Below are 21199 nucleotides of genomic sequence, written 5' to 3'. Positions count from 1 at the left end.
GGCACAGTACGATCCGGCAGACAAGCTCGCTAGCTGGGAGGACACACGTTGGGGCAGCTGACCGGCGGGGATCCCTCTCTGCTCCGGCGGATCAATTCGGCCGTGGTGCTGCGCGCACTGCGGGCGGCCGAATCGCCGACCCTCACCGACCTCACCCGGGTGACCGGGCTGTCCCGGCCCACCGTCGAAGGCGTGGTCGAGGGGCTGATCGGGACCGGCCTCGTCGTCGAGGCCGGCGCGGAGGAGGGTGCGCGGCGCCAGGGGCGGCCGGCCAGGCGCTACCGGTTCCGGGCCGAGGCGGGCCATCTGCTCGGCATCGAGATCGGCTCGCACCGGATCGCTGTGCTGCTGTCCGGGCTGGACGGGCGGGTGATCGGCGCCGGCACCAAGGAGGTCGCCGAGACCGCCTCCGCCGACGAGCGGCTGGAGCGTGTGCGGGCGGCGGTGGCGGATCTGCTGCGCCGGGCCGGCGTACCGCGGGACTCCCTGCGGGCGGTCGGCGTCGGCAGCCCCGGGATCGTGGAGGCGGACGGCACCGTTCGCCTGGGCACGGCCCTGCCCGGCTGGACCGGACTGCCCCTCGGTGAGCGGCTGAGGCGCTCGTTCCGCTGCCCGGTGCGGGTGGAGAACGACGCCAACGCGGCCGCGGTCGCCGAGCACTGGAAGGGCGCCGCACAGGACACCGACGACATCGTGTTCGTGATGGCGGGGCTCAGCCCCGGCGCGGGTTCGCTGATCGGGGGCCGACTGCACCGCGGGTTCGGCGGGGCGGCGGGCGAGATCGGCGCCCTGCACCTGCTGGGCCGCGACGTCACGCCCGAGAAGCTGCTGTCCACGACCGGGGAACCGCTCCACCCGCTGGACGAGCAGGCGGTGGCCGAGGTCTTCGCGATGGCCCGCCGGGGTGACGAGCGGGCGGTGGCCGCGGTGGAGCGCTTCATCCAGAGGCTGGTGCACGACGTGGCGGCGCTGGTCCTGGCCATGGATCCGGAGCTCGTCGTGGTCGGCGGGTGGGCAGCCGGCCTGTCCGGCGTGCTGGACCCCCTGCGCCGCGAGCTGGAGCGCTACTGCCTGCGCCCCCCGCGGGTGGCGCAGTCGCTGCTCGGCGAAGCCGCGGTGGCCACAGGAGCCCTGCGCCTGGCGCTGGACCACGTGGAGGAAGAGCTCTTCGCGGTGGAGAAGACGGTCACGACCCGCCGCCGCTGACCCGCCCCGGCGAAATCCGGCCACTGCCACCGGCGTGTGCGGGCCGCTGCCCGGCGCCGATCGCGTCGCGGCCGGCTCCCGCGGGCTGGTGCCGTCCGGCGGATCAGGCCCGGGTAGGTCGCGACGTCCGGTCCGGTGCGTCGCCAGGCGCCGGAGCGGTCTCGATAGCAGAGCTGTCGGAATGTTTCGGCAACGCGGCGAGGCTCCGTGCCAGGCGCCGCCCCCGCGGCCATGATCCGCCGGCCGGGTACTGCGCCTCCCCGGCGGACACGGCGTCCCCTGCTCGGCGCGGCGCTCCTTCCCCGTCGTCAGCCGCACACGCGAACGGCCCGGCCCGGGCCGGAGCCGGGACGGGCCGTTTCGGGCGGGGCGGGGCCGCCGCGGAGATCAGGGATCAGGAGGCTACACGGGCTTCGTGCGTTATCTCCACGTCGACCGAGTCGCCGAAGGTCAGGCGGCAGGTGTCCGCGCGGTACGTGGCCACCGAGACGGCGGCCGTTCCCACGGCCGTGAAGTACCGGGTGGTGACGACGAGCACCGGCGCACCCGGCAACCGGTCCAGCTCCTTGGCGTCGTCGGCACGCGCCGAGCCGAGCTCCACCGAGCGGTCCTGCCCGTCCAGGTCGAGCCGCTGGAGCTCGCGCAGCACGGCCCGCGCGCGGGCCGGTCCGGCCGGGGCGTCGATGGCGGAGAGGCCGGGCACGGATGCGGCCGGCACGTACAGCAGCTCGGCGGCGACGGCCTGTCCGTGGGAGACCCGGGTCCGCCGCACGGTGTGCACGGGCTGGTCGGCGCCGGCACCGCCCAGGAGCTTCAGGACGGCGGCTGACGGCAGGGCGGCGTCGGTCACGTCCGCGTCCACGACCTCCCAGCCGTCGGCGCTCTCGCCGGGCCAGCTCTGTCCCGCGCTGGCGACGGCCACGCCGACCCGGGGCGGGGCCACGGTGGTGCCGACCCCGCGGCGGCGCTGCAGCCGTCCTTCGAGTTCGAGCTGTTCCAGAGCCTGGCGCAGGGTCGCGCGGGCGACTCCGAAGCGGGCGGCGAGCTCACGCTCGTTCGGCAGGACCTCGCCCACCGCGAAGTCCTGGTCGAGCGCCTCGCTGAGGACGGTCTTGAGGTGCCAGTACTTAGGCTCCGGCACCGTTTCGAGCTGCGTGGTCCCCACCCTGACTCCTCCTGCCATCGCTGCAATCGCCGTGTTCCAGCGGCAGTTCCGCGCCCTTGTTTATTAAAGGTTCCTGCACTATCCCTGCGACGATAGGACGGCGCACCCCCTTGGTCAAGACCAATCCTCACCCCTTTACCGGGCACATCGGGCATACGTATCAAGCCGTTCATGCGATGTTCTCGCTCGTCCGACACGCGCCAGAGGCTTGTCCCGCCGGGCTACCGGACGGTAGTCATTACTGACAGCCTGTCTCACACGAGGAGCAAGGAGCAGCATGACCGCCACGGTCTCCTTCCCGATCGAATCGCCGCTGGGCCCCCGCACCGCCACCGTCGCCTACGAGCGCAAAGGCGCCGGCGCTCCGCTTCTCCTGCTGCACGGCATCGGCCACCACCTCCAGGCCTGGCACCCGGTGACCGACATCCTGGCCGCCGAGCACGACGTCATCGCCGTCGACCTGCCCGGCTTCGGCGCCTCGGAGCCGCTACCGCAGGGGGTCCCGTACAGCCTGAGCACCTTCGTCCCCGCGCTCGGCTCGCTCTGCGCGGCCCTCGGCCTCGAGCGCCCGCACGTCGTGGGCAACTCCCTCGGCGGGCTCCTCGCCCTCGAGATGGGCCGCGCCGACCTGGCCCGCTCGGTCACCGCGCTCTCCCCCGCCGGCTTCTGGACCGAGGCCGAGCGCAAGTACGCCTTCGCCACCCTGCGCGCGATGCGCGTCGGCGCGCTCACGCTGCCCCACTCCACGCTCGAGCGGCTCTCGCGCAGCGCCGCCGGCCGGGCCGCGCTCACCGGCACCATCTACGCCCACCCGGCCCGCCGTTCCCCCGAGGCCGTGGTCGCCGAGACCCTCGCCCTGCGCGAGGCCACCGGCTTCGAGGAGACTCTGGCCGCCGGCCGCTCCGTACGGTTCACCTCGGACGTGCCCGGCCTGCCGGTCACCATCGCCTGGGGCTCCCGCGACCGGCTGCTCCTGCCCCGCCAGGGCGTACGCGCCAAGCACACGGTCCCGGGCGCCCGGCTGATCCGGCTGCGCGGCTGCGGCCACGTACCGATGAACGACGACCCGGCGCTGGTCTGCCGGGTGGTTCTGGACACGGTGCGCGCCACAACCGGCCAATCGGCCTGAGCGGCTGACGGCTGTTCATCCACGGTTCGGTTGGGCGACGCGGGCGGGCCGATGTGCGACGGCACACTGGTCCGACCCGTCCCCGCCGGCCCCTGGAGACGCTCCGATGGCACCGATTCCGCACACCCGACGGTCCCTGCTCGGCGGTTCACTCGCCGTTCCGGTGGGCCTCGCCCTGTCCGGGGCGCTCGCCGCGCCCGCGTTCGCCGCGCCCACCGCCGCCGCGGCGTTCACCCGCTCCGGGCGCCCGAGCGCGCCGTGGGGTACCCAGTCCGGTGAGATCACCGCGCACTCGGCCACCGTATGGACGCGCTCCGACCGGCCGGCGCGGATGTACGCCGAGACCTCCCCGAGCGAGTCGTTCCGCTACGGCGTGCGACGGCACGGCGGCCCGTTCCTCGGCCCCGCCACCGACTTCACCGGCACCACCACCCTGCGCGACCTCCCGCCCGGGCAGCAGATCCACTACCGGGTGGTCCTGGCCGACCCGGACGACCCGCGCCGCACGAGCGAGCCGGTCCGCGGCACGTTCCGGACCACCCCCGCATCCCGGCGCCACAACGTGCGCTTCCTGTGGTCGGGAGACCTCGCGGGCCAGGGCTGGGGCATCAACCCGGACCTCGGCGGCTACCGCGTCTTCGACGAGATGCGCCAGCGCGACCCCGACTTCTTCCTGTTCAGCGGGGACACCATTTACGCCGACGGACCGATCCTCGCCTCCGTCCCCCTGCGCGACGGCAGCATCTGGCGCAACATCACCACCGAGGAGAAGGCCAAGGTCGCCGAGACCCTCGACGAGTTCCGCGGGAACTTCCGCTACAACCTGCTCGATCGCAACCTGCGCGACTTCAACGCCCAGGTGCCGGTCCTCGCCCAGTGGGACGACCACGAGGTGCGCAACAACTGGTACCCCGGCCAGGTGATCGACGACCCCCGCTACACCGTGCGCGACGTCGACACCCTCGCGAGCCGCGCCCGCCGGGCCTTCGGCGAGTACTTCCCGGTCACCGACCTCCGCGGCGGCCGCGCCGAGGGCCGGATGTACCGGGTGATGCGGTACGGGCCGCTGCTCGACGTCTTCGTCCTCGACATGCGCACCCACCGCGACCCCAACTCCCCCGGCCGCCAGACCGTGGACCCGATCGGCATCCTCGGTCAGGAGCAGCTGACCTGGCTCAAGCGCGAGCTGTCGCGCTCGCGCGCCATGTGGAAGGTCATCGCCTCCGACATGCCGCTGGGCATCGTCGTGGCCGACGGCACCGAGGACTTCGAGGCCGTCGCCCAGGGCGACCCGGGCGCCCCGCTCGGCCGTGAGCTCCAGATCGCCGAACTCCTGCGCCACATCAAGCACCAGCGCATCACGGGCACCCTCTGGCTCACCGCCGACGTCCACTACACGGCCGCGAACCACTACGCCCCGGAGCGGGCGGCGTTCACCGACTTCGCGCCGTTCTGGGAGTTCGTCTCCGGTCCCATCGGCGCGGGCGGGTTCCCCGCCGGGAAGCTCGACGCCACCTTCGGCCCCGAGACCGCGTACGTCCAGTCGGCTCCGCTCGCCAACATGTCACCGTCCGAGAACCCCCCGTACTACGGGGAGATCCAGATCGACGGCGAGAGCGGGGAGCTCACCGTCCGGTTGCGGCGCCAGTCAGGCGGCGTACTCTTCACCACCTCGCTGCAGCCAGGACGCGTGGGCCAGTAACGGCCGCCGGTCCCGGGGCTCCTGGACCTGCCCGGGACCCCGGCGACGCCCGTCCGGGGCCCGGCATTCCCGGGGCCGCCGGACCCGGGCCGGCATCCGCCGGCCACCGTCCGCCGCACGGATTCCGGATGCCTGCACCGCACTCGAAAACCGGGCGAAATCGGCCAGACGGATACTTAACCAGGCGGACACAGATCGTTCGTGATCACGCAACACCCCTGCGTCACAGTGGCATGCATGACTGAACGCAACCACGCCGCCGCCCACCGCCACCACCGCCACCACTGGCGCCGCGACCTCGTCGAACTGGCCGCGCTGTTCTGCGCCGTCGCGGTCGCCGACGGCATCGCCAATCTCGTCGCGCACGGCCCCCACGGTCCGGTCCTGCTCATCGCCTCGGCGGTCGCGCTCCTCGTCACGACGGCCTTCCACACCTGGTGGGCACGCCGCCACAACAGCCACGCCCCGCCGCCGACCACGGCGACCTCCGATCCGGCCCCGGGCGCCGTCCCGGCCGCGTCCGGGGACGCGTCGGAGTCCGGCTCCGAGAGCGCCACCGCCGCCACGACCTCCCTGTGGCGGATGCGGACGACGGTACGGGACGAGCCCGGCAGCCTGGCCGCGATCTGCAGCGCCCTCGCCCGTCACGAGGTCGACATCCTGACCCTCCAGACCCATCCGCTCCCCGAGGGCGGCACCGTCGACGAGTTCCTGCTGCGCGCCCCGCAGCGGCTGGCCGCCGCCGACCTCTCGCGCGCCATCGCCGGGTCCGGCGGCCGCAGCACGTGGATCGAACGCGCCGACGCGCACGACCTCGTCGACACCCCGACCCGCGTCCTGGGCCTGGCCACCCGCACCGCCCTGGACGCCGCCGAGCTGCCCCTCGCGCTGCGCCAGCTGCTCGGCCGCTGCACCATCCACTCGATCCCGGCCACCACCCTCTCCGGCCGCCCCAACGCGGGCGCCGACGCCCCGGTCGAAGGCGTCCTGGAGGCCACGGTGATGCGGCTGCGCGACCCTTCGGGCGGCGCCATCACCGTGGAGCGCCCCTACCTGCCCTTCACCCCGACCGAGTTCGCCCGGGCCCGCGCCCTGGTCGAGCTCGACGCGCGGCTCGGCCCCCGCGTCCCGCGCAGCCAGGACGTGCTGACCCTGCCCGAGGGCAACGAGATCACCGTCCGCCGGGCCGACGGCTCCGACCTCGCCGCCGCCCGCGCGATGCACGACCGCTGCTCCGAGCGCACCCTGGGCCTGCGCTACCACGGGCCCGTGGCCGACGCCGACCGCTACCTCGGCCACCTGCTGAGCCCCCGGTTCGGCCGTACGCTCGCCGCCACCACCGCGTCCGGCAAGCTCGTCGCCCTCGGTCACCTGCTGTGGGACGGGGACGAGACCGAGGTCGCGCTCCTGATCGAGGACGACTGGCAGCGCCGCGGGATCGGCTCCGAACTCCTGGGCCGCCTGATCGCGATGGCCGTCGAGACCGGCTGCAACAGCGTGTACGCCGTCACCCAGGCCGCCAACACCGGCATGGTCGCGGCGATGCGCGGCCTCGGCCTCCCCCTCGACTACCAGATCGAGGACGGCACTCTGGTGATCACGGCCCGGCTGGACGCGAAGCCGGTCGCCTCCCGGAGCCCGTACGAGGCCCCGCGCGCGCAGCAGTCGTACGGCGGCCGGCACCCGCGCTGAGCCGGCCAAGCCCGGGATCCGCCGGCCGGCGTGAACCCAACCCCCGACCAACGCCGTTGACCGCACGGGAGCGGAACCGGGCTCCGCCGCTCCCGTGCACGTCAGGAGGCTGACAGCGAACGGTGATGACGCGGGGCCTTCCCTCGTACGAAGATGGCGGCATGTCAGAGACCCTTCGCAGCGACAGCGCCTCCCGGCTGCCCCGCCAGGTCGCCGACGCATACGTCGACGACCTCATTGCCATCGATCCGATCACGGGCACTTATCTCGGTGTCGCCGCGTGCTCCAGCCGGCTCCCGGACTTCTCACCGGCCGGCCGTGCGGCCGCCGCCGAGCTGTCCCGTTCCACCCTCGCCCGCCTCGACGCCGCCGAGCGGCTGCCCGGCGCGGACAGCGACGCGGAGCGCCGCTGCGGCCGCCTGCTGCGCGAGCGCCTCACCGCGGAACTCGCGGTGTACGAGGCGGACGAGGACCTGCGGACCGTCAGCAACATCCACTCGCCCGCGCACGCCGTCCGTGACGTCTTCACCCTGACCCCGGCCGAAACGGACGAGGACTGGGCGGCGATCGCCGAGCGGCTGCGCGCGGTCCCCGCCGCCCTCGCGGGCTACCGCGAGAGCCTCGGACTGGGCCTGCAGCGCGGCCTGTACGGGGGTCCGCGCGCCACCGCCACCTTCATCGACCAGCTCACCACCTGGGCGGGCGAAGACGGCGAGGGCGGCGCCGGGGCGGACGGCAGCGGAGAGGCCTTCTTCGGCGAACTCGCGTCCCGCGGCCCGGAAGCGCTGCTCGCCGGGCTGGAGGAGGCGGCCGCCGGAGCCACGGCGGCCGTCGCCGAGCTCCGCGACTGGATGCGCGACGTGTACGCGCCCGCCGTCGCCGATGCACCGGACCAGGTGGGCCGCGAGCGCTACGCCCGCTGGTCGCGGTACTTCAACGGAACGGACCTGGACCTGGACGAGGCGTACGCCTACGGCTGGGCCGAATACCACCGGCTGCTCGCCGAGATGAAGGCCGAGGCCGCCAAGATTCTTCCGGGGGCGGGTCCTTGGGAGGCGCTGGCCCACCTCGACGAGCACGGCACCCACATCGAGGGCGTGGACGAGGTCCGGGCCTGGCTCCAGGGCCTCATGGACGAAGCCATCGAGAACCTCGACGGCACCCACTTCGAGCTCGCCGAACGCGTCAAGCGGGTGGAGTCCATGATCGCCCCGCCGGGCGGCGCGGCGGCCCCGTACTACACGAACCCCTCGGAGGACTTCTCCCGTCCGGGGCGCACCTGGCTGCCGACGATGGGCCAGACCCGCTTCCCGGTGTACGACCTGGTCTCCACCTGGTACCACGAGGGCGTTCCCGGCCACCACCTGCAGCTCGCGCAGTGGACGCACGTCGCGGACCAGCTCTCGCGCTACCAGTCCACCGTCGGCTGGGTCAGCGCCAACTGCGAGGGCTGGGCGCTGTACGCGGAGCGCCTGATGGACGAGCTGGGCTACCTCAAGGACGCCGAGCAGCGCCTGGGTTACCTGGACTGCCAGATGATGCGCGCCGCGCGGGTCATCGTGGACATCGGCATGCACCTGGGCCTGGAGATCCCGGCGGACTCGCCGTTCCACCCGGGCGAGCGCTGGACGGTGGACCTGGCCCAGGAGTTCTTCGGCCTGCACAGCGGCCGGCCGGCGGACTTCATCGAGAGCGAGGTGACCCGCTACCTGTCGATGCCGGGCCAGGCGATCGGCTACAAGCTGGGCGAGCGGGCCTGGCTGCTCGGGCGGGACAACGCCCGCGCCGCGCACGGGGACTCCTTCGACCTGAAGGCGTGGCACATGGCGGCGCTGTCGCAGGGCTCGCTGGGTCTGGACGATCTGGTGGACGAGCTGTCGAAGCTCTGACCGGCTGCGCTCACGCGTACGGGCCGCCCTCTCCCCGTGGAGGGAGCGGGCGGCCCGTACGGCGTTCCCGGCGCGGGAGCGCGTCCTCAGCAGCCGCAGTCGCCGGAGTCGGTCGGCGCGGTCAGGGGGTCCGCCTCGGCGCGCTGCTCGCTGCCCTGCCAGGTCTCGACCTCGAAGCCCTCGCGGATCCAGTACTCGATGCCGCCGAGCATCTCCTTGACCTGGAAGCCGAGCTGGGCCAGGGCGAGCGCCGAGCGGGCGCCGCCGTTGCAGCCGGGGCCCCAGCAGTACGTGACCACGGGCAGGGTCTTGTCGAGGAGCCGCTCGGCCTGCTCGGGGATGAGGGCGGTCGGCAGGTGGACCGCGCCGGGCACGTGGGCCTGGTCCCAGGCCGGGGTGGAACGGGAGTCGACGAGCTGGAAGCCGAGCTCGGCGCCCTGCTCGCGGTGGGCCTTGAAGGCGGCGGCGACGTCGGACACGTCCGCGTGGAAGGCGAGGCTCGCGGCGAAGTAGGCGGCGGCCGCGGCCGGGGCGGCCGGGGGCACCCGGAGCACGGGGTTGGCGGCGGGAGCGGGGGTGGCGGCGGGGGCGGGGGCCGGGGCGGCGCTGTTCGGTGTCGTCGTCATGGCTCCGAATCTACGAGCCGCCGATCATCCCGGGAAGCGCCTTTCCCCGGCCTTCCTCTTGTTCGACCGGGGATTCCACTGCTACACCTCGCTCATGACCGATCATTCCCCTGACGCCACCGACTGGCGCATTCTGACCGCCCTCCAAGAGGACGGCCGGGCCAGCTTCGCCGATCTCGCACGCGCCGTCTCGATGTCCGCGAGCGCGGTCACCGAGCGGGTGCGCCGTCTGGAGGAGGCGGGCGTGATCACCGGGTACACGGCCGTGGTGGATCCGGAGAAGCTGGGCAAGTCCATCCTCGCGCTGGTCCGGCTGCGCTATCCGCACGGCAACTACAAGCCCTTCCACGACCTGCTGGAGGCCACCCCGGAGATCCTGGAGGCCCACCACGTCACGGGCGACGACTGCTTCGTGCTGAAGGTCGCCACCCGCTCGATGGGACATCTGGAGGAGGTCGCGGGCCGGATCGCGGGCCTCGGCTCCGTCACCACCAGCATCGTCTACTCCTCGCCGCTCTCCCGCCGCCCGCTCAGTCCGTGAGGGACGCGGTGCGGTGGCGGACCAGTGAGCCGCCGCGTTGTTTGACGATCTCCAACTGGGCCTGGACGCGGGTCCGGAGGTCGGCGACGTGGCTCACGATGCCTACGCTGCGGTCCCGTTCGCGCAGCGAGTCCAGTACGTCGAGCACCTCGTCGAGCGCCTGGTCGTCGAGGCTGCCGAATCCCTCGTCGATGAAGAGGGTGTCCAGGCGCATGCCGCCGGCCTCGTCGGTGACCACGTCGGCCAGGCCGAGCGCCAGGGCGAGGGAGGCGAAGAAGGTCTCGCCGCCCGAGAGCGTCGCCGTGTCCCGCTCGCTGCCGGTCCAGGCGTCGACCACGTGCAGCCCGAGGCCAGAGCGCCCGCGTCCGCTCGCCTTGGCGTCGGAGTGGACGAGGGTGTAGCGGCCGCCGGACATCCGCAGCAGCCGTACCGTCGCCGCGGCGGCGACCTGCTCCAGCCGGGCGGCCAGTACGTACGCCTCCAGCCGCATCTTGCGTTCGTTGTCCGCGGAGGTGCCCGCGGTCAGTCCGGCCAGCCGGGCCACGCGGTCGTACGCCTCGCGCAGCGGGCCGAGCGCGCGCAGCTCCTGCTCCGTCTGGCGGGAGAGCCGGTCCAGCTCGGCGCAGCGCACTCGGGCCGCGTCCACGGCGGATCCTGCCGTGCGGAGCTTCGCCGCGGCCCGGGCCTCGTACGCCTCGGCGGCGTCCGGCGCGGCCGGGGGCAGGGTCGCGGCCGCGGCGGTGTCGGTCTCGCCGAGGCGGTCCGCCAGCATGGCCTCCTCCGCCTGCCAGGCGTCCAGCCTCCGCTGGAGCGCGGTGCGTTCGTAGTCCGGGAGGACCGCGTCGGCGGCGGCCTCGATGGTGTCGAAGCCGGCCTTGAAGGCGGCGTCGGCGAGCTGGGCGTCGGCCTCCTTGAGCCGGGCGGCGGTGTCCTCGGCCCGGCGCAGCGCGGCGGCGGCGCCCGTGACCATCCGGACCCGGTCCTCCAGGGTCCGGGCGCGGGCCGCCACCGTGGGCGCGTCCCCCCGTACGAGGGCCAGCTCGGCCTCCAGCGCGGCCTGCTCCCGGTCCAGGGCCTCGCGCCGGGAGGCCCTGCCTGCCGCCCGGCGCTCGGCGTCGAGCCGGTCGGAGCTGCGTACGGCGTGCTCCCGCTCGGCGCCGGCCAGCCGCTCCCGGGCGGAGTGCAGCCCGGCCGCCGCGGCATGGGCGGCGGCGTGCCGGGAGCTCAGGTCCGAGGTCAGCGCGAGCAGTTCACCGGTGGTGGACTCCCCCGCGGCGGCCGCGGCCTCGGCGCGGGCCTCCTGGACGGCGGCGAGTTTGCGCTCGACGGCGGCCCGCCGCTCCTCGGCCTGCTCGTAGCGGCCGTGCGCGGCGTCCTCGGCGGCCCGGTCCACGTGCCCGGGGGCCGGCCGCGCCGGAGCGGGGTGCTCCGCCGATCCGCACACCGTGCACGCCTGACCCGCCACCAGCGCCTCGGCGAGCTCGGCGGCGATCCCGCGCAGCCGGGCCTCCTTGAGCTCCAGCCAGCGCTCCCGGGCGGCGGTCGACTCCTCGCGCGCGGAGAGCAGTTCGCCCTCGGCGCGCTCCGCGGCGCCGTCCAGCTCGTCCCGGCGACGGGCCGCGGTCAGGTGCATCCGGGCCGGCTCCAGCCGGCCCGCGAGCTGCTCGGCCAAGGTCGCGGCCTGCTGGGCGGCGTCCACGCGCTCGGCCAGCGCGGCCCGGGTGGCCTCCCAGCGGTCGAGCCAGTCCGCGGAGTCCCGCAGTTGCTCCTCGGCGTCGCGGGCCTCCCGTTCCAGGGTGGCCCGCTCGCGGCCGATCTCGGCGCTGCGCTGCTCCGCCCGCTGGGCGGCGCCGAGCGCACCGAGGTCCTCCCGCAGCCGCTGCTCCACGGCGGACAGCTGCTCGGTGCCCGCCTCGGCGAGGGACGGCGGGAGTTCCGCGCGGGCAGCGGCCTCGGCGTGGGCGGCGGACAGGTGGGCCGCCGACGCGGCTCCGCGCAGTTCCAGGGCGGGGGCCACCAGGGCTCCCCGGCGGGCCCGGTCCAGCAGGGCGCGGACCCGTTCCCGCTCGGGCTCCGCCTCGGCGAGCAGGGCGGCGCGGCGGGAGGTCTCCGCGTGGCGGCGCTGGAGGCGGTCGAGCTCCCGCGCCTCCCCGGCGGCCCGCCGGGCGGCGGCGTGCCGGCCCTCGACGGCGGCCAGCGCGTACTCGGCGACCGTCAGCCGCTCCCTGGCCGCGCAGCGGGCGACGGCGGCCCAGGCCCGGATGGCCCCGGCCAGCCCGGGGTCGCCCGGCTGGTGTCCGGGCAGCGGCCAGGCGCGCAGGTCGGCGCTGTCCCCGGCGGCCTGGGCGAGCCGCTGGGCGGTGCCGAGCACCTTCTCGTCACCGGCCCGGACCTTGGCCTCGGCGGCCCGGCGGCGCTCGGCGAGCAGCTGCTCGACGGCGGCGAAACGGCGTGTGTCGAAGAGCCGGCCCAGCAGCCGGCCCCGCGCCGCCTCGTCGGCCCGCAGGAACTTGGCGAACTCGCCCTGCGGCAACAGGACGACCTGGCAGAACTGCTCGCGGCTCATGCCGAGCAGCTGCTCGATCTCCTCGCCGATCTCCTGATGGGAACGGCTGAGTCCCTGCCAGCGTTCCCCGTCGTGCTCGCGCAGCCAGCTCTGCGCCTTGTCCTTGGTGGTGCCGGTGCCGCGCTTCTTCGGCCGGTCCTGCTCGGGGCGCCGGGTGATCTCCAGGCGCCGCCCGCCCGCGGTGAGTTCGAGGGTGACCTCGGTCGGGATCCCGGCGTCGGCGTGGTCGCTGCGCAGGCTGGTGCCGGGGGCCTGGCGGGAGCCGGGCACCGATCCGTACAGGGCGTAGCAGACGGCGTCGAGGACGGAGGTCTTGCCCGCGCCGGTGGGTCCGTGGAGCAGGAAGATCCCGGCGCCGGACAGCGCGTCGAAGTCGATCTCCTGGGGCTGGGCGAAGGGCCCGAAGGCGGTGATCGTGAGCCGGTGCAGCCTCATCGGCGGGTCTCCTGCCGGCTGTCGTCCGCCCGTACGGCCTCGAAGGCGCCCTGGAGCACGGCCCGTTCGGCCTCGTCAGCGACCCCGCCGCCGCGCACGTGGGCGACGAAGTCCTCGGCGATCTCCTGGTCGCTGCGCCCCTTGAGGCGCTGGGCGTACGAGGCCGCGCCGGACTCCTCGCGGCCCTCGGGGTCGAAGGCGAGGCTGAGGGTGTGCGGGAAGCGGGCGGCGAGCCGGGCCATGGGGTCCTCGGGGCGCACCGGGTCGGTGAGGGTGGCCTCGATCCAGGAGTCCTCGTACGCGGTGTACGCGGCCTCCTCCAGCAGCGTGTCGAGCCGCCCGCGGAGCCGGGCGAGCGGGCGCGGCACGGGCGTGTCGATGCGCTCGGCGGTGATCTCCCCGGCCGGGCCGAGGTCGATCAGCCACATCGTCTTGCGGTGATCGGCCTCGGAGAAGGAGTAGGCGAGCGGGGAACCGGAGTAGCGGACCCGTTCGTTGATCGTCTGGCAGCCGTGGAGGTGTCCGAGCGCCGCGTAGTCCACCCCGTCGAAGACGGCGGCCGGCACGGCCTCGACCCCGCCCACGGCGATGTCGCGCTCACTGTCGCTGGCCAGCCCGCCGGTGACGAAGGCGTGGGCGAGGACGACGGAGCGGGTGCCGGGGGCGCGGGTGGCGAGGTCGGCCCGGACCAGGTCCATGGCCGCGCCCAGCACGGCCTCGTGGCTCACCTTCCGCACGCCGAAGCGGTCCTTCACCAGGGCGGGCTCCAGGTACGGCAGTCCGTACAGGGCCACTTCCCCGTGTACGTCGGCCAGCACCACGGGGTCGGCGCAGCCCTCGGGGTCGGTCCGCAGGTGGATCCCGGCCCGGCCGATCAGCCCGGCGCCGACGCCGAGCCGGCGGGCGGAGTCGTGGTTCCCGGAGATCATCACGGCGGGCACGCCGAGGTCGGCGAGCCGGTGCAGGGCCCGGTCGTACAGCTCGACGGCGGGCAGCGGGGGCACGGCCCGGTCGTAGACGTCTCCGGCGACGAGGACGGCGTCGACCTCGTGCTCGCGGACGGTCTCGACCAGGTGGTCGATGAACGCGGCCTGGGCCCCGAGCAGGTTCACGCGGTGGAAGGACCGGCCGAGGTGCCAGTCGGAGGTGTGCAGGAGCCTCACTCGCCGGCCCCGCCGGACGTCTCGCCGCACATGTTTCTTCCGTCCCCCTGGTCGTCCCGGTCGTCTCCCGCTCACTGAGCCCCTCTACGCTAACGCGTCACCGGGGCCCCCGGGCCACGTCCTCAGGACGCGTACGTCTCCCCGCCTAGGGTGAGGGTGGCGCTCCCGGCCGTGGTGTCGGCGAGCCAGGCCTCGAAGGCGGGCAGGTCCGCCTCGGGCAGGGCGACCTCGATCTCGACCGCGGCCCCGTAGCGCAGGTCCACCACGGTCCGGCCGGTGGAGCGCAGGTCGTTCTGGGTCTTGCCTGCCTTCTGGTGGTCCACGGTGACGGTGGCGAGCCGGTAGCGCCTGCGGGTGACGGTGCCGAGCGCGTCGAGGGCCTCGCCCACGACTCCCCCGTAGGCCCGGATGAGCCCGCCGGCGCCGAGCTTCACGCCGCCGTAGTAGCGGGTGACGACGGCGACGGCGTAGCGCACGTCCCGGCGCATCAGCATCTGCAGCATGGGAACCCCGGCGGTGCCGCCGGGCTCCCCGTCGTCACTGGCCTTCTGGACGGAGGCGTCGGCCCCGACGACGTAGGCGAAGCAGTTGTGCGTGGCGGTGGGGTGCTCCTTGCGGACGCGCGCGATGAACTCCTGCGCCTCCTGCTCCGTCGCGGCGGGCGCGAGCGAGCACAGGAACCGCGAGCGGTTGATCTCCGCCTCGTGCACGCCCTCCCGGGCCACCGTCACGTACTGGTCTGCCTTCACCGCTCCACCCTAAGCCGTGCCCGGGACCGCCCCGGCCGGACGGGGACCGGGGCCACCGTCCACCTCTGCCGCAGCCGCGTCGGCGACCGGAGGGCCGGCGGGAATCGGGCGTGCGGGCCGTCGGTTGATCACGGGTGCGGGCCGCGGTGGCGGGCCGCACCGGAAGGCAACAGGAGGCGGCATCCGTGTACGGCGACCCGGCAACCATCCGCAAGATCCTCACCGAGCTCGGCGACACGTGGGCGGTGGTGGGGCTGTCCAACAACCGGGACCGGGCGGCCTACGGCGTGGCCCGCACGCTCCAGCGGTTCGGGAAGCGGGTCGTCCCCGTGCACCCGAAGGCGGAGACGGTCCACGGGGAGCGGGGGTACGCCTCGCTCGCGGAGATCCCGTTCAAGGTGGACGTGGTGGACGTCTTCGTCAACAGCCACCTGGCCGGGGCCGTCGCCGACGAGGCCGTGGCCGCGGGGGCGGACGCCGTCTGGTTCCAGCTCGGCGTGATCGACGAGGCCGCCTGCGCCCGGACCCGCGCGGCCGGCCTGGAGATGGTGATGGACGTCTGCCCGGCCATCGAGATCCCGGCGCTCTGAGGCGCCCGCGGGACCCGTCCGCGGTGGCGGGGCGCGCCTGAACTACCGTGCTGGGTGTTCCGACTGCACTTCCCTTCCTGCGAGGCCCCTGCCATGACCGCCCTCTTCGCCCTGGCCACAGCCCTGCTGTGGGGTCTCGCCGACTTCGGCGGCGGGCTGCTGACCCGGCGGCTGCCGGCTCTGACCGTGGTCGTGGCCTCCCAGGTCCTCGCGGTGATCGCGCTCGGCGCGGTCGTCCTGGGCACGGGGGCCTGGCGGGAGGCCGGGCCGCAGCTGTGGTTCGCGGTCGCGGCCGGGCTGGTCGGGCCGGTGGCGATGCTCAGCTTCTACAAGGCGCTGGCGCTCGGGCCGATGGGCGTGGTGTCGCCGCTCGGCTCGCTCGGGGTGGTCGTGCCCGTCGCCGCGGGGCTGGTCCTGGGCGAGCGGCCCGGGCCCGGGCAGTTCGCCGGGATCGCGGTGGCCGTCGTGGGCATCGTCCTCGCGGGCGGCCCGGAGCTGCGCGGCGCGCCCGTACAGCGCCAGGCGGTCGTGCTCACGCTGATCGCGGCCTTCGGCTTCGGCGCCGTGATGGCCCTGATCGCTCAGGCGTCGAGCAGCGTCACCGGGCTGTTCCTCGCCCTGTTCGTCCAGCGGGTCACCAACGTCGCCGCGGGCGGCGCGGCCCTGTGGGTGCGGACCCGTCGCGGCGCTCCGGCCCTGCCGGCGGGGACGGGCCCGCAGATCCTGTGGGCGCTGCTGCCCGCGCTGGCCTTCGTCGGCCTCGCCGACGTCGCGGCGAACGGCACGTACTCCGTCGCCGCCCAGCACGGACCGGTGACCGTGGCCGCCGTGCTGTCCTCGCTCTACCCCGTGATCACGGCGCTCGCGGCCTTCGCCGTCCTCAAGGAGCGGCTGCGGACGGTCCAGGCGGCCGGCGCCGGACTGGCCCTCGCGGGAACGGTCCTGCTCGCCGCGGGCTGACCTTCTAGAGCGCTTCCGCCGAGGGCTGCTCCACCTCCGTCAGCAGCGCCACCGCGCGCAGCTGCTCCGGCGTCACCCCTTCCGGGATCGGCACCGGCGCCGGGGTCCGCAGTGGCGGCTGCCAGCCCGTCTCCGGCTGCCACCGGCGCACGATCCGTGCGGGCGCCCCGGCCACCACCGCATGGTCCGGCACCTCGCCCCGTACGACGGCCCCCGCGGCCACCACCACGTTGCGGCCCAGCCGCGCCCCCGGCAGGATCACCGCGCCCGTGCCGAGCCAGCAGCCCGGGCCGATCTCCACCGGGGCGCTGCGCGGCCACTGCTTGCCGACGGGCTCGTGCGGATCGTCGTAACTGTGGTTCGTGGAGGTGATGTACACCCCGGGCCCGCAGAAGGTGTCGTCCCCGATGGTGATCCGGGTGTCGGCTATCACGTGGGTGTCGCGGCCGAGCACGACGCCGTTGCCGAGTACGAGCACCGGCTCGGTTCCGAGGTCGAGGCCCGGCATCATCCCGGCGGTCAGCGTGACCTGCTCGCCGATGATGCAGTGGTCACCGAGGCGGATCCACGGTTCGCCGAAGACCGTGCCCTGGGGGAAGGCGAGGCGGGTGCCGTGCCCGATCGCGCCGAAGCGCAGCCGGCCGGGCGTCTGCGCGGTGACCGCACCGGCCTGCTGCATCCAGCGCCAGCCGGCGTGGACCGCGCGGTTGGCGAGCCTGCGGCGCAGGGCGGCCAGGGCGGTCAGGGCCGTCTGCGATGAGAACGTGTTCTGGTTCTTCGGCACCGGGTCACCGTAACGCGCCGGGCGCCCGGAGCGCGCCGTGATCTTCACCCCATCGCCGGTCGGGCCGGCGCCGTGCCCTACCGTGCCGATAGCGCGACACGCAGGGCACTCCAGCACACAGGACTGAGGAAGAGAACATGACGTATCACGCGGACCGGGGCCGGGCACTCGTCGCGGGCGTGGGCGGCAAGAGCCCGCAGATCGATCCCACGGCCTTCACCGCACCGACCTCGGTGGTCCTCGGCGAGGTCACGATGGCCCCGAACTCGAGCCTCTGGTACTCGGCGGTGCTGCGCGCCGACTGCGGCCCGATCTCGATCGGCGCGGACAGCAACGTGCAGGACAACTGCACGCTGCACGTCGACCCCGGGTTCCCCGTCTCGATCGGCGAGCGCGTCTCCATCGGCCACAACGCGGTGGTGCACGGCTGCACCGTCGAGGACGACTGCCTCATCGGCATGGGGGCCACCGTCCTGAACGGCGCGGTGATCGGAGCCGGCTCGCTGGTCGCCGCGCAGGCCCTGGTCCCGCAGGGCATGGTGGTCCCGCCCGGTTCGCTGGTCGCGGGCGTGCCGGCGAAGGTGCGGCGCGAGCTGACCGAGGAGGAGCGCGAGGGCATCAAGGTCAACGCCCTGATGTACGCGGACCTGGCCGAGCAGCACCGCGCCGCCGTCCAGCCCCCGCAGTAGCCCTGCGCAGGCGCCCGTGGCCCGCGGCCGGCTACTCGGCCGCGGCGGCCGCCGTCTCCGTTGCGGCAGCGGCCGCGGCCGCCTTCTTCATCCGGCTGCGCAGCACCATCGTCACCGTGAGGCCGATCACCAGGGCCAGCACCAGCGCGACCCAGGAGAAGCCCTTCAGCCAGGGCTCGGCGACGATGCCGATCGAGTAGATGACGGCCGTGGTGCCGCCCGCCCAGAGGATCCCGCCGAGGATGTTCGCGACGAGGAACCGCCAGTACGGCATGTGCAGGACGCCGGCCAGCGGACCGGCGAAGATCCGCAGCAGGGCCACGAACCGTCCGAAGAAGACGGCCCACATGCCCCACTTCTCGAAGGCGCGCTCCGCCTGGGCCACGTGATCCGGACCGAAATGCTTGGGGAAGCGGCGCCCGAGCCGCTCCAGCAGCGGCTTGCCGCCCCTGCGCCCGATCGCGTAGCCGATCGAGTCGCCGACGATCGCGCCGGTGGAGGCGCAGATCCCCAGGACCACGGGGTCGATCTCGCCGTGCTGCGAGGCCAGCAGCGCCGAGCTGACCAGGATGATCTCTCCCGGCAGCGGGATGCCGAGGCTCTCGAGCCCGATGACCAGACCCACCAGGAGATAGATGCTGACCGCCGGAATCGTCTCCAGCCATTCCTGGATGTGCACCGGTACGTCCTCCCGTATCGCGGCGGCGCGTCCCCTGTGACACGCCGAACGGGCAGCCTATCTGCTCGTGACCACAGCCTTTGCCCTCAGGTGGAGTTCGCGCGAGGAACGGCCCGCGAACACTTCACGACGGCCTGAACCCAGCACCCAGGCGTGTGCTTCGGGGTCCCAGGAGGACAGCGCGCGGGCGTCGATGTCCAGGACCACCTGCCGGGCCTCGCCGGCCTCCAGGGTGAGCCGCCGGTAGCCGGCCAGCGCGCGCACCGGCTGGTCGAGTTTCAGCTCCGCGGAGGGGCCGACGTACACCTGGGCCACCTCGGTGCCCTTGCGGTTTCCGGTGTTGCGGACCGTGAAGCCGACCCGCAGGCCGCCGCGCTCCGGCCGGACGGTCAGGTTCTCGTACTCCCAGGTCGTGTACGAGAGCCCGTGCCCGAACGGGAACAGCGGGGCCACGCGCTGCGCGTCGTACCAGCGGTGCCCGACGTGCACGCCCTCGGCGTACTCCTGCCGCCCGCCCACCCCCGGGTAGCGCAGCGCGTCACCGCCGACCGGGGTGGCCCGCTCGTCGGCCGGGAACGTCTGGGTGAGCCGGCCTCCCGGGTCCACGTCCCCGAAGAGGAGGTCTGCGGTGGCCGCGGCGCCCTCCTGGCCCGGGTAGTACATCTGGAGGACCGCCCCGGTGCGGGAGAGCCACGGCATGGTCGTACTGGAGGAGGTGTTCAGCACGACCGTGGTGCGGGGGTTCGCGGCGGCGACCGCCTCGATCAGCCGCGCCTGCCCGCCCGGCAGCCCCAGCGAGGTCCGGTCGGTGCCCTCGGTGGCGTCCTCGTAGGCGAACAGCACGACGCTGTGTGCCTGCTCGGCGGCCTTCACGGCCTCGGCCAGGTCGGCGGCGCGGGTCGCGTTCGTGGTGTGCCGCAGCCGGAAGCGCTGCCCTCTGGCCCCGCCCTCGGCGAAGACGGCGAGCCGGTGGGTGCCCGCCGTGAGGGAGAGGGTGCGGCGGCGGACGGCGAGCCCGTCGGGCGCGGCGCCCAGGAGGCCGCCGGCGAACTGCTCGGCCACGCCGGGCCGGACGGGGAAGAGCTCCTCGCCGTCGAGGCGTACGGCGGGCCGCTTCCCGGTGTGGTGGACGAGGAGCGTCCACTCCTCGTCCGCGGTGAGCGTGAACTCGCCCTGGTGGCTCCAGCTCCGCCCGGCCTCCACACGCCGGTCGGCCAGGTCGGCGGGTGGGTCGAGCAGTTTCGCCGGGAGCGGGCGGCCGTACAGGTCCTCGCCGACCGCGTAGCGCACCGTACTGCCGTTGCCGGCGCGCCGTCTGATGGCGTCGACCGGGCCGGGCGCCCGGTCGGCGAGGACGTGCGCGCTGCCCCCGCCGCCGACGAAGGGCACCTGCCCTGTGGGGCCGATCACGGCGATCGAGCGGGCCGAGGCGCCGGTCAGCGGCAGGGTCGCGTGCTCGTTGCGCAGCAGTACGGCGCCCGCGGCCGCGACCTTGCGGGCGACCCGGGCCCCGGCGGCGGCGTCGCGGGCGGGCCGGGCCGGCGGGCGTGCGGCGAGCAGCCCGAACCGGTCCATGGTGGTCAGGATCCGGCGTACCGCGAGGTCCACGGTGTCCTCGTGGACGGTTCCGCCGCGCACCGCCTGCTGGAGCGGGGAGCCGAAGTGGGTGCCGCCGGGCATCTCCATGTCGAGGCCGGCGCCGATGGCGGCGACCGTGCTGTGGGCCGCGTTCCAGTCGGACATCACCCAGCCGCCGAACCCCCAGCGCCCGCGGAGCAGTTCGTCGAGCAGGGGCTTGTTCTCGCAGGCGTACGTGCCGTTGACCTTGTTGTACGCGCCCATCACCGCGCCGGCCCCGGCGGCGACGGCGGCCTCGAAGCCGCGCAGCTCGGTCTCGTGCAGGGTCTGTTCGCCTGCGATGGCGTCGACGGTGTCGCGGCCCTGCTCCTGGTTGTTCAGGGCGAAGTGCTTGACGGTGGCGATGAGCCCCTCGTCCTGGATGCCGCGGACCACCTCCGCGACGAGGTCCGCGGTCAGCCGCGGGTCCTCGGCGAAGGTCTCGAAGTTCCGCCCGGCGTAGGGGGTGCGGATCAGGTTGGCCATCGGGGAGAGGAGTACGTCCTGGCCGAGCGCCCGGCCCTCGCGGCCGATGACCCTGCCGTACTCGCGGGCCAGCGCCGGGTCGAAGGCGGAGGCCAGCATGACGGGGGCGGGCAGTGCGGTGGCGGGCCGCGCGACCCGCACCCCGGCCGGGCCGTCGGCGAGCCGCAGCGCCGGGATGCCGAGGCGCGGTACGCCGGGGACGTACCCGGCCTGCCCGAGGGGCGCGGGGTCCGGGCCGCCGTGCAGCAGGGCGGTCTTCTCCTCCAGGGTGAGCCGCTCCAGCAGGGCGTCGATGCGGGCGGCACTGCCGGGCCGGCCGGCGGCGGCCCCGGTCGCCGCGGCGGACGGCGAGGGCTTTCGGGGGCCCGGGCCGCCGGTCGGTACCGCGGCCACGCAGCCGCCGGCTCCCAGGGCGGCGCCCGCCGCCGCGAGCAGCCCGATCGCGCGGCGTCTGGACACGGCCTCGCTCATGGGCGCTCCCTGCGGCTGCGGCTCGGGTCGGCGGGAGCGGCCCGCGCCGGACCGCTCCCG

General features: G+C 74.5%; 17 protein-coding genes. 9 read left to right on the top strand and 8 right to left on the bottom strand.

Annotated features, from left to right (window positions below):
- Positions 1 to 48: 48 nt before the first annotated feature.
- Positions 49 to 1206, top strand: a complete 1158-nt coding sequence (locus K7B10_RS32810) for an ROK family transcriptional regulator (RefSeq protein ID WP_229342307.1) — start codon at positions 49 to 51, stop codon at positions 1204 to 1206.
- A 394-nt stretch (positions 1207 to 1600) separates the two neighbouring features.
- Here K7B10_RS32810 and K7B10_RS32805 read toward each other — a convergent pair whose 3' ends face one another.
- On the bottom strand, positions 1601 to 2371 hold the full coding sequence (locus tag K7B10_RS32805) for a GntR family transcriptional regulator (RefSeq protein ID WP_229342304.1): 771 nt from the start codon (positions 2369 to 2371) through the stop codon (positions 1601 to 1603).
- Positions 2372 to 2648: 277 nt separating this feature from the next.
- Here K7B10_RS32805 and K7B10_RS32800 point away from each other — a divergent pair, with 277 nt between their 5' ends.
- The 4 genes from K7B10_RS32800 (at position 2649) to K7B10_RS32785 (ending at position 8783) form a co-directional block, all read left to right on the top strand.
- Positions 2649 to 3500, top strand: a complete 852-nt coding sequence (locus K7B10_RS32800) for an alpha/beta fold hydrolase (protein ID WP_229342302.1) — start codon at positions 2649 to 2651, stop codon at positions 3498 to 3500.
- 106 nt (positions 3501 to 3606) lie between these two features.
- Entirely contained in the window at positions 3607 to 5202 is a 1596-nt protein-coding gene (locus K7B10_RS32795; protein WP_229342298.1) for an alkaline phosphatase D family protein, read from the top strand.
- A gap of 237 nt (positions 5203 to 5439) precedes the next feature.
- Positions 5440 to 6894 (top strand): GNAT family N-acetyltransferase, encoded by a 1455-nt coding sequence (locus K7B10_RS32790; protein WP_229342296.1) that lies wholly within the window; start codon positions 5440 to 5442, stop codon positions 6892 to 6894.
- 161 nt (positions 6895 to 7055) lie between these two features.
- Complete coding sequence (locus K7B10_RS32785; protein ID WP_229342293.1) at positions 7056 to 8783, top strand: DUF885 domain-containing protein; 1728 nt, start codon at positions 7056 to 7058, stop codon at positions 8781 to 8783.
- A gap of 86 nt (positions 8784 to 8869) precedes the next feature.
- Here the strand turns inward: K7B10_RS32785 and K7B10_RS32780 are convergent, their stop codons facing one another.
- The gene (locus K7B10_RS32780; protein ID WP_229342290.1) at positions 8870 to 9409 is read right to left on the bottom strand and encodes a rhodanese-like domain-containing protein; all 540 of its coding nucleotides are present in this window, start codon (positions 9407 to 9409) and stop codon (positions 8870 to 8872) included.
- Between the two features lie 94 nt (positions 9410 to 9503).
- Here K7B10_RS32780 and K7B10_RS32775 point away from each other — a divergent pair, with 94 nt between their 5' ends.
- Positions 9504 to 9950, top strand: a complete 447-nt coding sequence (locus K7B10_RS32775) for an Lrp/AsnC family transcriptional regulator (RefSeq protein WP_229342287.1) — start codon at positions 9504 to 9506, stop codon at positions 9948 to 9950.
- On the opposite strand, the gene K7B10_RS32770 is transcribed toward K7B10_RS32775, so the two are convergent.
- From K7B10_RS32770 to K7B10_RS32760, 3 genes are all read right to left on the bottom strand, one after another.
- Positions 9940 to 12951 carry an AAA family ATPase gene (locus tag K7B10_RS32770; protein ID WP_229342284.1) on the bottom strand — a complete coding sequence of 1004 codons (3012 nt, stop codon included), beginning with the start codon at positions 12949 to 12951 and terminating at the stop codon, positions 9940 to 9942. The two genes, K7B10_RS32775 and K7B10_RS32770, sit on opposite strands and share 11 nt — an antisense overlap.
- A complete protein-coding gene (locus K7B10_RS32765) occupies positions 12948 to 14114 on the bottom strand; it encodes an exonuclease SbcCD subunit D (RefSeq protein ID WP_229342261.1) in 1167 nt (388 codons plus the stop codon). The genes K7B10_RS32770 and K7B10_RS32765 overlap by 4 nt, the downstream gene beginning before the upstream one ends.
- 122 nt (positions 14115 to 14236) lie before the next feature.
- Positions 14237 to 14863 carry a YigZ family protein gene (locus K7B10_RS32760; protein WP_229342258.1) on the bottom strand — a complete coding sequence of 209 codons (627 nt, stop codon included), beginning with the start codon at positions 14861 to 14863 and terminating at the stop codon, positions 14237 to 14239.
- Between the two features lie 185 nt (positions 14864 to 15048).
- Between K7B10_RS32760 and K7B10_RS32755 the strand changes: the two genes are divergently transcribed.
- Positions 15049 to 15453 carry a CoA-binding protein gene (locus K7B10_RS32755; RefSeq protein ID WP_229342237.1) on the top strand — a complete coding sequence of 135 codons (405 nt, stop codon included), beginning with the start codon at positions 15049 to 15051 and terminating at the stop codon, positions 15451 to 15453.
- A gap of 93 nt (positions 15454 to 15546) precedes the next feature.
- A complete protein-coding gene (locus K7B10_RS32750; protein WP_229342234.1) occupies positions 15547 to 16413 on the top strand; it encodes a DMT family transporter in 867 nt (288 codons plus the stop codon).
- 4 nt (positions 16414 to 16417) lie between these two features.
- Here K7B10_RS32750 and K7B10_RS32745 read toward each other — a convergent pair whose 3' ends face one another.
- On the bottom strand, positions 16418 to 17197 hold the full coding sequence (locus K7B10_RS32745; RefSeq protein ID WP_229342231.1) for an acyltransferase: 780 nt from the start codon (positions 17195 to 17197) through the stop codon (positions 16418 to 16420).
- 137 nt (positions 17198 to 17334) lie between these two features.
- Between K7B10_RS32745 and K7B10_RS32740 the strand changes: the two genes are divergently transcribed.
- Entirely contained in the window at positions 17335 to 17886 is a 552-nt protein-coding gene (locus tag K7B10_RS32740; RefSeq protein ID WP_229342228.1) for a gamma carbonic anhydrase family protein, read from the top strand.
- Positions 17887 to 17917: 31 nt separating this feature from the next.
- Here the strand turns inward: K7B10_RS32740 and K7B10_RS32735 are convergent, their stop codons facing one another.
- Together K7B10_RS32735 and K7B10_RS32730 are read right to left on the bottom strand one after the other, a co-directional pair.
- Positions 17918 to 18565, bottom strand: coding sequence for a DedA family protein (locus K7B10_RS32735; protein WP_229342225.1), 648 nt, complete (start codon positions 18563 to 18565; stop codon positions 17918 to 17920).
- A gap of 57 nt (positions 18566 to 18622) precedes the next feature.
- Positions 18623 to 21139, bottom strand: a complete 2517-nt coding sequence (locus K7B10_RS32730) for a glycoside hydrolase family 3 protein (protein WP_229342223.1) — start codon at positions 21137 to 21139, stop codon at positions 18623 to 18625.
- Between the last annotated feature and the right edge of the window lie 60 nt (positions 21140 to 21199).

It is taken from the genome of Streptomyces flavotricini, assembly GCF_020639365.1.
Classification (GTDB): domain Bacteria; phylum Actinomycetota; class Actinomycetes; order Streptomycetales; family Streptomycetaceae; genus Streptomyces; species Streptomyces flavotricini.
The sequence above is the reverse complement of the archived record's forward strand: the minus strand, read 5'-3'. Positions and strand labels throughout refer to the sequence as shown.